Origin of the sequence: Acidovorax sp., assembly GCF_022763525.1 — a bacterium.
Lineage (GTDB): Bacteria > Pseudomonadota > Gammaproteobacteria > Burkholderiales > Burkholderiaceae_C > Acidovorax.
Window position 1 is genome coordinate 1 of sequence record NZ_JALEGG010000219.1, and the last position, 11,078, is coordinate 11,078.

The following is an 11,078-nucleotide window of genomic DNA, read 5'->3' on the forward strand; positions in this document are numbered from 1 at the left end:
GGGAGCTGGTGCCCGAGCGCGTGGCGGCTGTGCGCAGGGCGATGGCGCTGTACGTGGAGGGCAATGGGGGCAAGCGCATCCTGCAGGTGCTGGATGCAGAGGGCCTGCGGCTGTATGGCTCCAGTGACCTCAACAACACCCAGCAGGTGTACCGCCTGGTCAAGATGCCCCAGCTCATGGGCCACAAGCCTGTCACGGTGGACGGCGAGCAATACCTGTTGGAAGGTTACTACCCGGCCATCCTCAGCCAGGGCGAGTGGGATGAACTGCAGCGCGTGGCCGCCCAGTCCGGCCGCCGGCGGGTGAAAGGCGAGCTGCCGCATGTGATCACAGGCCTGGGCATCACCGTGTGCGGCTACTGCGGCCGCCCCATGGCCGGGCAGAACCTGGCCACCAAGCCGCGCCTGCCAGATGGCCGCATCCGCGACGGCTATCGGCGCCTGCTGTGCGCGTCTAACGCATCGTATGGCGGCGGCTGCGCGGTGCAGGCCAGCACCAGCGTGGCGCCGGTGGAGCGGGCCATCATGGCTTACTGCAGCGACATCGTGAACCTGCAGGGCCTTTTCGGCGCCGACCGCACGGAAGGGCCTCGCGCCCGTGTGGCGGCCGCGCGCACACGTGTGCACGAAATTGAGGCGCAGCTGGAGAAGATCACCGATGCCATGCTGGCCAGCGCGGCCGAAGGCACGCCGATGGTGTTTGCCCGCCGCGCTCGCGAGCTGGAGAACGCCCTGCAGGACGCCCACAAGGCCCTGCAGGATGCAGAGCACGAGCTGGCCAGCGTGGCCCGCAAGGACACCCAGGGCGCCGACGAAGCCTGGCGCGCCCTCGCTGCGGGGGTTGAGGCCCAGGACGTGGACGCCAGGCTGCGCGCCCGCCAGCTGGTGGCAGACACGTTTGAGCGCATTGTGGTCTACGCGCGAGGCATGCGGCCAGATCCGGCAGCCAACGAGCGGGACTACAAAATAGACCTGATCCTGGTGGGCCGGGGTGGCAACTCGCGGGCGCTGCGGATCGACCGCGAAGGGAACCTGGTCGAAGGCTACGACGCGCCCGAGGGCCTGACCACTACTGCCGGAGGTGAGACAGCGCGTTCTGACTGAACATTGCTTGGAATCACCACGCCAAGTTGGTGCGGCCACGCTTTACACGCCGGTCTCATTGAGGGTCCAAATCAATAGAACCCGTATCGACCCGCACTGATACGTGGAGTGTCATTTATACCCTGCTCGACATTTCCAGCCGTCACTGCAATTAGAGAAACAGTAGGGGTTGCAAACGAGTATTCCTGCGTTTTCGTAGTGTCAGTTGTACCGGCATCTGGGCCAGCGATCCGATAACCCGTCGTATCATATACAGCAACAGCAGGAGTTGTAGAGGTGCCGCCGCTAAGCAGCTTCGCTCCATTCGCGCGGTTCACAATCTGCACACCCACCGCATAACGCGTGGTGGCATCTTTGGCGGCCCACACTTTCACAGTAACCTGATTAACTGTGCCAGTGAGAATTTCCAAACCATAATCCATCAGAATCTTGTCTCTGTTGGTTGTACCTGGCTCTTTCTGGCAATATGGAATGTTTCCTTTTCTAAACGCCTCAAGCCAAGCGCATTGATATACGTTTCCGCCAAAGCCAAGATTGCCGATAGCCACCCCGACGCCTGTACTGATCGCGTCATTTCCAAAGCCTTCAACACCCGCAGGTCTACCTTTAAATGGCGCGACACTCTTGTTATCGTATAGGTTGACAGCGAAATGCTTCCCTAAAACTGCATTTGTGTTCAGATAGTTTGCAAAATTATCAATATCGAATTCGACGTACAGCCCCGTCGTGCCCGCCGGCCTGGTAGGCAACTGAAATGCCTCTGCTTGGAAAACTGTAGTTGTGCCCGCAAACGTTTGGGGACCATACAGATTTCTCGGAAAAGTAGGCGTTGGCGTTCCGGGAATCGTACTTAAGCCCTGTGCGTGGACCGGAATGTACCCAAGCAGTGGAACGAGAGTTGCAGACTGAACGAGCTGGCGGCGCGTAAGGGACATAGAGGCCTTTCAGAAAAGTCAAAACGGCGGCATATCCTACTCAAGCCTACGACAAAATATGACTGAGTTTTACAATTCCTTTCTTCTTCATCTTCGTCAAAGCATTCTCGTTAATTGACAAGCTAATGGGCAGTCACACATGTCAGAGCATTGGCGAAGCCATCGTGCGTGGGGCACCCGGGGTGAGGGCCGCTTGAGGTGCTTACAAGGTACCGGCTGGGGTTGCACATGCGTGGGCACAGTTATGGCCCGGCCGATTCAATGGGCGCGGTGCAGGCCCGCAGCGCCGCGCGCAGCTGCAGCTCGTACGCCTCGCGCCGGTCGATCTCGCCCAGAGCGGCGCGTAGCAGCAGCCACGGAGCGACACCAGGCGCGAGGGCCTCGGTTGGCATCGTGGGACGCTGCGGCTCTTGCTCGCGGCACTCCAGTGGCACGGGGACGTGCACGCGTGTGTACTGAGGGACGGTGCCGCAGCCAGGCAACGCAATTAGTACCAGAGCGCCAGCGAGCGCGCCGCAGGAATATTTTGCGTTCAATTTGGTTGCCTCCGTTGCAGCCATTCGTCACCCAGCGCCTGCATGCTGGTGCACATATCGCCCGGCACCTTGGGCTGCAGGCCCAGCGTGTAGTCCGCGCGCTGCTGTAGGCCCTGCGCCGTGGCAGCTGCGGCCGCACGTGCCGACGCGGCGGCAGCCTTGCGTTTGTCTGCGAGCTCGTGCAGATCTTCGATGGCATCGCTGCAGGCGCTGGCATCCGTGCGCGGATCGACTGCATCAGCTTGTCGTAGGCATCTTCAGCGGCGTTGGCGGCCGTGCTTTCGGTGCGGAGCGCCGCTGCAGCGGCGGCCGATGCAGCCGCACGGTCTGCCCGCGACACATCGCCCGTGGTGCGGCCTGACGGGGCCGGAGCCTGGCCAGGGTTGACCACGCGGCGCTGGAACTCATCCAGCTTGCGCCGGGCGTTCTCTGCATCCTTGACCATTGCGTCACGGATGGCAAGAGCATAGAGGCGGTCAAGACCAGCACCGCCAAGCGTCTGATCAGCGAGAAACGCCAAGCCGCTGCTGCCAAAGCAGAAGACAAGGCCGCCGCCGCTAAGGTGCTACTGCCTGTGGAAAAGCGCCCCGAGTACCGCGCAGCCTGGCTGGATGCGAGTGCTGACGCTGTCGCGGCGAAATTCAAGGGCGCAGATGTGACCGTCCCACCCGAGGCGCTGCGCGTCTTCCTGATCGACGCAGCAGGCTACGAAGACGAAGGCCCCATTGGCGAGGCGCTGGGCCTGCCAACCGAGTTCGATTGGTCAGAGATGGAGAACCGCCTGCACACCATCGACGCGGCAGAGCTGCCCGGAGTCTTCACGCGGTGGCTTTTGTTCCGAGCTATGAGCAGCGTGCATAGCTCATACGACGTGCTGGGCGACTCCACCCACATGCTGCCCCTCTTGGCTGGTGTCGTGGGCGTGGACGTGCGCCAAGTGCAGGCCGACGTGAAGCGCAAGATGGAAAGCGAGGATCGCGCAAAGGCGCTCGAAGAGGCCGAAAAAGCAAAAAAACCAGCTGCCGCGACCGATCTGGCTGCGCAAGCGGGGGAAGGTGCGGAGGGGGGCAAGGGCGGCAAGGGCGCCGCGAAAAAATCGGCTGCGCGCGCTGGCGCAAAAGCCGCCGCCGAGGTGCCCAAAACATCGAAGGCCAAGGCGTCGGCCGACATCGCGGCCGCGATGCAAGCGCTTGAGGGGGAGTCCACTACAGGCAGCGCTGCCGCGCTGCAGGGCGACGAAGCACCGGCACCAGCCGGTGCGGCGCCGGTAGACAAGGCCCTGCCCAAGCTCAAGGCCGGTGCCACTGCCAAGGCCCAGGACGTGGCGCCTGCGGCGCAGGGCAACGAAGCGCAGCCAGTCGCTACCGCGCAGGCTACGCCCCAGCCAGCAGGGGAACCAGCGGCACCACTACCCGAGATCGATAAGGACACTATGGTGCGCGTCAAAGACGATGCACGCGGCCCCAATGGCAAGCGCCTCAAGACCTGCGGCCGCGTGTGCTGGGTCGCCAAGGGCGGCAAAGAGGATCTGGTGCTGCACTACGGCCCCAAGTCGAACGAGACCGTTCTCAACATCACCAGCGCGGACGTGGAGCCCTACAAGGCAGATCCGCTCATCGGCAGCAAGGTGCGCGTGCTGTCCAACCCCATGGCCATGCATCGCAACGCATACCGTTGGCGCCAGGGCACTGTCAAAGCCTGCAAGCCAGACGGGTGGGAAATCATGTTCCCCGGCGTCAAGGGTGGGGTGGCCACGTTCATGATCTTCGGCACCGAAGAGCTGGAGGTGCTGGAGTGATCAGCAAAGCCATCAGCATCCGCCAGCCGTGGGCGTGGCTCATCACCATGGGCTACAAACCCGTGGAAAACCGCACGTGGGAAACCCTTTGGCGCGGGCCTGTGGCCATTCACGCCAGCCAGATGATGACGCGCGACGACTACGACGCCTGCGTGCTCTTTCTGCTCAGCCACCCTGCTCTGCGCCACATCGTGGACGCACTCCCCACGCCACAGGATCTGCAGCGCGGTGGCATCGTCGGCAAAGCCCACCTGGTGGCGTGCTCACGTGCGCACGAATCACCGTTCTTCACCGGCCCATTCGGCCACGTGCTGCAGGGCGCAGAGCCCGCGCCCTTCCAACCATGCAAAGGCGCGCTGGGCTACTTCAAACTGCCTCAGGGGACCTTGCTGTGACAGGCCAAACCATCCCCCTCAAGCCCTGCCCATGCTGCGGCGGGCTCGCAGCCATGCACGCCAACGTGGACGGCTGGACCTGGGTTGAGTGCTCCCGCTGCTACTTGGCCACCCAGTACCGCATCAGCACCATGGACGACTGCCGCCCCCTGGTGGCCGAGGCCTGGAACAAGCGGCAGCACGAGCCCGCACAGGAGGAACTGCCGCTATGACCCACGGCCGCACCCCCCGCAAACCGCGCACACGTATGCAAAACCCGGTGCGCCTTGCAGCCTGGCAGGCCGCACTGCTGGACCGCCACCAAGTCGAAGCCATCATGACGCCGCTGCGCCTGGCCTTTGCCGCCATGCGTGAGGGCGTGGGCACAGAGCTGGAGTGGGCTTACATCGTCAGCGCCATGAACATTGCCGACTCGGTGGCCGTCACCAGCCCAATCCGGGGCACACGCGGCCACATCGAACCCGCGCAACGCGCCCTCGACGGCATCATGCGCCGCGCCATGGCTACGGGTGAATGGCGCGCCACCGATCTGTACCTGGAAGAGCTGGACCTGATCAGCGACGGCTTGGCCATCTATCACCACCAGCTGCAGCACCTCACGCGCGGCGAATACCAGCGCGCCGAAGACCACGCGGCCGCAGACGTGCGCCGCACTGCCGGCGCCGTCGTCATCAACACCAGCCCGGCCAGCGAGCAGCTGGCGCTTGCAGGAGTCTGAACATGATCGGCACACAACCAACCGGTACCCTGCCCGGCATCGTGATCTGCGCTACCAGCCACGAAGGGCTAAAAGTCTCGGTCGACGGCAAGCCCGCCCGCCTCGCCATCGTAGACGAAGGTGGCCGCGTGCTCGCCGCTGGTGAAGACGTAGCTCGTGAAGCCGAGGCAGTGGCCCTCAACAACTTCCGAAATGCTCTGATGGGCAAAGGATTTTTGCGCAGCATTAGCAAACGAATATCAACAGCGTAAATGCTTCTACTCTCAGCCCGCCTGAGACCCGTTGGAATTTGTGCGGTTTTGGTCTGAGTCGCCCGTATTAACACCGAGTTGCACGAGTTGCACCCGATTGCTGAGATGAAAAACACCATCTATCAAGATTTCCGGCCTTGACTCAGTTGGATGAGCCATGAGCCTCCAATAATTCTCAATGTACTCCAGTTTGGGATTATTGAGATAGAGGTCGTACCAAGCTGAATCCACAACACAAGCCGCCAAGCAGCACTCGATCCGAACTTCAAAAATCTCAGGTTGGTATAGCATTGCATGGATCGCTGCGCGTCCCGCATCGGTACCATGGGCAAGGTAGACGCAACTCAGTCGTGAAGGCACCGATGGTGCAAATTGCCTGCGGAGCCGCTCAAATTCAAGCTCCCTATCTGATGTTTCAATAATGCGTCTCCACGCACTTTCTCCATCACTTGATGACAACCCCTTATTTTGATAGATACCCGCAGGCCAGACCCATCTCGCGAAACGCTGAGAAAAAATGTGTCCATCAAAGTTGTCCTCGCAAAAATGTTCATCTGCTCGCAATTGTTCAATCGGTATGTCATTCATTGAACGATGCGTTTTTGACAGCGACGGATCAAACTTGCCCGCAGCTTCAATTGAGAAGAAGCGTCCATTCCCCATACGGACGTTCCAGAGAAACGATCCATCCCTAGCATTAGCCTTCGACAATCCATGGAGGAATTTGCCAGAGACAGTGCCGTCTTGTTCAACAACAAGCTGAGGTAAATATTTCAGTTCTGATGCCATTCGCTCCTGCTCCACCAGATCATTGCCGTGTTTTCAGCTGCAAAAATTCATCTTAGTCAAGACACTCAGCTTCGCGGAGACAAAGGCAGTGCTCGCGAGTATGCTACGAGCATCCATGGAGGGAACAATGCCCAGCTATGTCAAAGACACCCAGTTGCGGAACCTTGTAATCACTGATGATTGTCTAAAAGAGTTGGACAACGTACTACAAGAACGTGTGCACACGCTCAATGATCAACCCCAAGCGGACTCAGATCTACTGATTTCCTCCTACGTAGTCAGATTTGATTCACTCGGTTATAGGACCTACTCGTGGGATGAGGCCTGGAGCAATTACCAAGGGGCAGCGAAAGTCGAACGGGTAGTGCTTGCAGCTACATCTCTTTCAGGCCAGTCCACAAATTTCGAGAAGGGTGCACGAATAGAACTGCGTCTTGACAAAGATGCTAAAGGGTCTTCGCACTTGATTGTGAGCGGCGACAACAAGGACTGGGTGAACACAAGCTTTTCAACTCTCGAATCCGTACTCAAGCGTCGTCGAGATCTCGCCACAATGATTGTTCGTACTCAGTGGACGATCCTCGTTCTACAACTCGGCGGGGTCTTTGCGGGGATTCTTTTGGCAATTTGGCTAGCCACGAAGACAGCGCCAATACTGCAAGGCATTGAATACCCGCGCGCTACATCTTTTGCCTTCTGGTTGCTGGTCTTCAGCAATATGTGGCCTCATCTTCAGCAGCGACTGCACGCAGGACTAGACGCTTTGTTTCCAAATGTCCGCTTCAGCAGAAAGGGAGATCATTGGGTGCAAACATTGATACGCGAAGGTGCCAGAGCTACCGGCATCGCGGTAGCACTATGGATTTTCACTTGGTTAACCAAATGGATGATGTCAGTAGTCGGGCCATTCGTGAATCTCGGCCAATAATTTCCATAGTCAAAGCTACATAGAATCCACCTTGGGCAGCCCAGGCTGACAAAGCCGACTTTAGGGGTTTTCGTGGGGACAATTGCTTCGCTCATAACCCCGTATTGTCCCAGGTCCTGCTCCGCAGGGGTTTCCCTATGGATTCAGGCGAGGCTAACGAACCGCCACGGCCTTGAAAAACCGGCGCGACCTCTACCCCTACAGCCGCAGCGCAGGCCGCCCCGCCGCGCTAGCGGCGGCCCCCTTGGGGGAAGCTGCAACGCAGCCCAGGGGGCCTATCTCTTGATTCCGAAGGCTTCCAGCATTTGCTCGGTCTGCTTTTGCATCTGCTCCTGCATCTGCGTCAGCATCGACTGCGACTGCTCGACATAGCTCCCCATCATGCCCTTGAGCAGAGGGGACTGCAGGCTCATGAACTGTGCCCACATCTCCGGCGTCACACTTTGCGACTGCTCGGCCAGCTTGGCCTGCACATCCGTGAACGCCTGAACGTTCTTCTCCAGGTATGCACCCATGAAGCCCTGCATGGCATGGCCGTAGAAACGAATGATGTTGGCGAGCACCGCTTCGGAGAACATCGGCGCTCCACCGGCCTCCTCTTCCAGAATGATCTGCAAGAGGATGCTCCGCGTAAGGTCCTCTCCCGTTTTGGCATCGCGCACCACCACTTGCTGGTGGTCCATGACCAGCTGGCGCACTTCGGCAAGGGTGATGTAAGTGGAGGTGTCTGTGTCGTACAGACGGCGGTTGGGGTACTTCTTGATCACACGCTGCGCCGACTTGGACGCGGCACTTTTATGTTCCGACACAAAGAACTCCTCGGGCTGGACGCCCATGTATTGCAGTGCAACACATTCTAGGGAGGGTGGACAAGGGTTCCTGCGAAGGAATACCCTGATGCGCGCGGCGCAAGAGGCGTTCGAAACGGCGGCCCTGCGACGTGCGAATCCCCCTTCTGTCATTGCCGACCGAACTCAAGTCGGCATGTTGGCTGGCAAAAGCCTGTTCTATGGGGCGGTAATGTCATCGCATCTGATCATTGAACCCAAGGAGCTCATGATGCGACTTCAAATCCCCGTGCCGACCCCGCCATCGGTGCCGCCATTTCCTCCAGTGGACACGCCAGCGCCCTGGGTGCCAGACCCACCGCTCGGCGATCCTCCCGCCCAGCCGGGGGCTCCACCAGTGCAGGACCCACCGCCTCACTTTTAACCAGCGCGTCCGTTGCGCCGTCCAGCGCGACGGAGATGGGAGGGACGCGTGAAACAGGCAACTGCTCCCGGCATCACCGCCGGGCTCCGCATTGCTGCGTCTAGTAACCCATCTTGAAGTAGGCCACAGCCAACACGGCCACGATGGCCATCAGGGCGGCGAGCCAAAAGATCCGGATGTCATACATGCCAAGTTCTGGGTCGGTGTCGGCAAAAGCGTGGGGAGCGCCTGAAGAATTGGTAGAGGGGTGCATGATGGTGGGCCTTCTCAGAAGAGTCCAAGGTAACCCTGCCAATCTTTTCTTGTTGTAAGACAAGAACCAATGTGTGGCGTGCGGATGGCTTGTCTTGGTGGCCAGCCTTTTCATGGTGTGCAACCCAGCACGGGAGCGACCTTCACAGCAACAAAAAAGCCACCTTGGCAGGTGGCTTGATGCATTGAAATCTGGAGAAGATTTCTACCAATTTTTGAAAGCCCTGCAGCTGGTTTTCTGCAGGAAAATTTGGTAGGCGCGATTGGACTCGAACCACTTCTTTAGGGTGTCTTAGTCGGCGCGTGTCGGGCCTACCGAGTGGCAAAGCCTCCAATGACCGACGGTTCTCCCCACCAAGTTCCCCGGATAGTTCCCTGGGCTCTGCGCGGTATCCGGCTACTCAGGAGGCGGCACGACCACGGCGTGGCAGGCGGTCCAAAACCAAAGGTTCCGGTGTCGTCGTGGGCTCTTGCCGAGTCGATAGGTTATTCGCACTTTGCCAAGGTACTTCGCATCCACCACAACGCTCTGCTCGGCCGGCTGATCGGGTCCTGCAGCGGGAAGCAGTTGCGACCCGGCCGCAATGTCTTCTCCATGGACCTTGACCAAGATCCCGTTTCCCGCAGTCGGGTCCGTCATTTCAGCCTGCTTTCCGGTGGCAGTGCCAAAGTGGCCACGCCCTCAGGTGGGCGCGGCGCGAACCAGTACACCCACAACCCCTTCAGCCAAGCCAAGGCGCGCACCACCGCCACTACCGCGACGCCCCATTGGCCGCTATCCCACACAGCCCAAAACCAGAACGGCTGACTTGCCAGCCCCACGATGCAGGCCCAGCGTTGGACGCCCACACTGCGGCTTTGCGATAGCCAGATAGCGGTTGGGCCCAGCAGGGCAATGGCGGTTTGAACGATCTGGTCGGAGGACATACTTGAATTGTGTACCACTGGATAAAAATCCAGCAAAACATGATGGGGGAGGTCACCCGCCAGCAGGACAAGACCACCTTTTGTCATTTGAAAGACTACCGCTGATCCAGCACAGCGTAAGGTTTGGCCCTGTGTCTCTCAATCGGCACACTGTTTGCGTCCGGTTTTGGGCAGAATCTAGGCACCTCGGTGGCGGCTTGCACCGGCGTATTCGCGTCCGATTTTTGCCAGTCCACTTTGACATCAAAGGGTCAAACATGCTTCGCACATTGCCGACAACCGCCCGGCCACCCAATCAACGGGGCTTTACCATGATCGAACTGATGGTCGTGGTGGGGCTCTTGGCAATTCTTGCGGGTTTGGCCGCCCCAAGCTTTCAGCCCCTGATCGAGCGCTGGCGAGTAAGGAATTCCACAGAAGAATTGCAAAGCAGCTTATATACCGCTCGATCTCAAGCAATTCTCAATGGCGGCAATATCGTCATCGTGAAAAACGACACTTCCGGCACGTGCGTTTCCACGGGCAATGACGATTGGTCATGTGGCTGGCGGTTTTATTGGGACGCCAACCGGGACGGAAACCAAGCCGCTTGCACGGCCGCGGATCGAGCTGAATGCACGATCCAAGAAAGCACTCCGTCTCCAAATACCCTTTTGGCTGTTGCACCGAATGACAATGGGCGGCTTTTCATGGACCGTAGTGGGCGCATCGTCAATAGGACCACCGGTATGCCAATCAACAACCTTTCGATGGACGTGATTGCAAAAAATAGGACTCTTACGGACCTTAGCTCGCGCCGTCTCTGCATTACTGGCCCCGGCAAGTACAAGCAGGTCAAGGGCTCTGAATCCTGCTGAGGAGATGTCCATGCTTGAGCAAACCGACTTTTCCAGTTCCACGCAGCGCATGAAGCTGTCTGTTCTGATTGCGGCTACGATCAGCGCACTATTCGCCTTTCTACTGTTTGTGGGGGCGTCTTTCGGCAGCGAGTTTGCAATGCAGGGCCTGATTAATCTCTCCCTCCCGAAATTCAACGTGTTTGCGAATTTCATCCCCGACGATTTGAGCCAAGTCAGCTTTGGTCTACAAATGACCCTAGGGGTTATTATTCTTCAATGGGCCGTGGTGCTTTCCCTGCTAATATTTGCAGCCTGGGGTATTCTGCGGAAACGCTAAAGAGCATTACCACAAAAAGCGTTCGCATCGCGCAGGGCTCTTTGTTTGGGGTGTCCAC

The 11,078-nt window shown here is 59.1% G+C and carries 15 protein-coding genes; 9 read left to right on the forward strand and 6 right to left on the reverse strand.

Going from position 1 to position 11,078, the window contains the following annotated elements:
* On the forward strand, positions 1-1,103 hold a 1,103-nt coding region (locus MRY84_RS17115), incomplete at its 5' end, for a recombinase family protein (RefSeq protein ID WP_291506908.1).
* 71 nt (positions 1,104-1,174) lie between these two features.
* Here MRY84_RS17115 and MRY84_RS17120 read toward each other — a convergent pair.
* On the reverse strand, positions 1,175-2,038 hold the full coding sequence (locus MRY84_RS17120) for a hypothetical protein (RefSeq protein ID WP_291506909.1): 864 nt from the start codon (positions 2,036-2,038) through the stop codon (positions 1,175-1,177).
* A gap of 242 nt (positions 2,039-2,280) precedes the next feature.
* The gene (locus MRY84_RS23180; RefSeq protein WP_363317559.1) at positions 2,281-2,430 is read right to left on the reverse strand and encodes a hypothetical protein; all 150 of its coding nucleotides are present in this window, start codon (positions 2,428-2,430) and stop codon (positions 2,281-2,283) included.
* 718 nt (positions 2,431-3,148) lie between these two features.
* Between MRY84_RS23180 and MRY84_RS17130 the strand changes: the two genes are divergently transcribed.
* From MRY84_RS17130 to MRY84_RS17150, 5 genes are read left to right on the forward strand one after another with little or no spacing between them, the layout of a single operon-like run.
* Positions 3,149-4,372 (forward strand): hypothetical protein, encoded by a 1,224-nt coding sequence (locus MRY84_RS17130; RefSeq protein ID WP_291506911.1) that lies wholly within the window; start codon positions 3,149-3,151, stop codon positions 4,370-4,372.
* A complete protein-coding gene (locus tag MRY84_RS17135; RefSeq protein WP_291506912.1) occupies positions 4,369-4,767 on the forward strand; it encodes an ASCH domain-containing protein in 399 nt (132 codons plus the stop codon). The genes MRY84_RS17130 and MRY84_RS17135 overlap by 4 nt, the downstream gene beginning before the upstream one ends.
* Positions 4,716-4,979 (forward strand): Lar family restriction alleviation protein, encoded by a 264-nt coding sequence (locus tag MRY84_RS17140; protein WP_291506913.1) that lies wholly within the window; start codon positions 4,716-4,718, stop codon positions 4,977-4,979. The genes MRY84_RS17135 and MRY84_RS17140 overlap by 52 nt, the downstream gene beginning before the upstream one ends.
* Entirely contained in the window at positions 4,976-5,485 is a 510-nt protein-coding gene (locus tag MRY84_RS17145; protein ID WP_291506914.1) for a hypothetical protein, read from the forward strand. Before MRY84_RS17140 ends, MRY84_RS17145 begins: the two co-directional genes overlap by 4 nt.
* Before the next feature lie 2 nt (positions 5,486-5,487).
* A complete protein-coding gene (locus MRY84_RS17150) occupies positions 5,488-5,736 on the forward strand; it encodes a hypothetical protein (protein ID WP_291506915.1) in 249 nt (82 codons plus the stop codon).
* Between the two features lie 12 nt (positions 5,737-5,748).
* On the opposite strand, the gene MRY84_RS17155 is transcribed toward MRY84_RS17150, so the two are convergent.
* The gene (locus MRY84_RS17155) at positions 5,749-6,525 is read right to left on the reverse strand and encodes a hypothetical protein (RefSeq protein WP_291506916.1); all 777 of its coding nucleotides are present in this window, start codon (positions 6,523-6,525) and stop codon (positions 5,749-5,751) included.
* A gap of 127 nt (positions 6,526-6,652) precedes the next feature.
* On the opposite strand from MRY84_RS17155, the gene MRY84_RS17160 reads away from it, so the two are divergent.
* Entirely contained in the window at positions 6,653-7,453 is an 801-nt protein-coding gene (locus tag MRY84_RS17160; RefSeq protein WP_291506917.1) for a hypothetical protein, read from the forward strand.
* Between the two features lie 275 nt (positions 7,454-7,728).
* Here MRY84_RS17160 and phaR read toward each other — a convergent pair whose 3' ends face one another.
* The 3 genes from phaR to MRY84_RS17175 all read right to left on the reverse strand — a co-directional run bounded on the left by phaR (position 7,729) and on the right by MRY84_RS17175 (position 9,844).
* Positions 7,729-8,289, reverse strand: a complete 561-nt coding sequence (gene phaR / locus MRY84_RS17165; protein ID WP_291506918.1) for a polyhydroxyalkanoate synthesis repressor PhaR — start codon at positions 8,287-8,289, stop codon at positions 7,729-7,731.
* A 476-nt stretch (positions 8,290-8,765) separates the two neighbouring features.
* Complete coding sequence (locus tag MRY84_RS17170; RefSeq protein WP_291506919.1) at positions 8,766-8,918, reverse strand: hypothetical protein; 153 nt, start codon at positions 8,916-8,918, stop codon at positions 8,766-8,768.
* A 635-nt stretch (positions 8,919-9,553) separates the two neighbouring features.
* On the reverse strand, positions 9,554-9,844 hold the full coding sequence (locus MRY84_RS17175; protein WP_291506920.1) for a hypothetical protein: 291 nt from the start codon (positions 9,842-9,844) through the stop codon (positions 9,554-9,556).
* 257 nt (positions 9,845-10,101) lie between these two features.
* Here MRY84_RS17175 and MRY84_RS17180 point away from each other — a divergent pair, with 257 nt between their 5' ends.
* Both MRY84_RS17180 and MRY84_RS17185 read left to right on the forward strand, forming a co-directional pair.
* Positions 10,102-10,701 (forward strand): GspH/FimT family pseudopilin, encoded by a 600-nt coding sequence (locus MRY84_RS17180; protein WP_291506921.1) that lies wholly within the window; start codon positions 10,102-10,104, stop codon positions 10,699-10,701.
* 10 nt (positions 10,702-10,711) lie between these two features.
* Complete coding sequence (locus MRY84_RS17185) at positions 10,712-11,020, forward strand: hypothetical protein (protein WP_291506922.1); 309 nt, start codon at positions 10,712-10,714, stop codon at positions 11,018-11,020.
* Positions 11,021-11,078: the final 58 nt, after the last annotated feature.